Annotated in this window: 1 protein-coding gene; it reads left to right on the forward strand. The window is 56.5% G+C overall.

Annotation, left to right across the window (positions count from 1 at the left end):
* Positions 1-84 precede the first annotated feature (84 nt).
* On the forward strand, positions 85-239 hold a 155-nt coding region (locus SB679_RS26160; RefSeq protein WP_410705326.1), incomplete at its 3' end, for a PIN domain-containing protein.

Here is a 239-nt window from a genome sequence, read left to right on the forward strand (position 1 = left end):
TGGGATGATCAAGAACGAGGCAGGCGTGCATCTTACCATTGACGAAATCAACGAAGCGATTGCTGACGGGTGGGCCAACAGGCGATGACGGTTGTCATCGACACGAACGTGCTGTTGCGCTTGGTGATCGAAGATGACACCGGAGAGACGGAGCAAGCGCAGGATGCCTTGGCCAGCGCCAGCCGGGTTGTTGTACCTGTTGTCGCAATCTGCGAAGCAATATGGGTTCTGCGAAGCCG

The sequence above is a fragment of the Chryseobacterium sp. SIMBA_029 genome, from assembly GCF_046535275.1.
Taxonomy (GTDB): domain Bacteria; phylum Bacteroidota; class Bacteroidia; order Flavobacteriales; family Weeksellaceae; genus Chryseobacterium.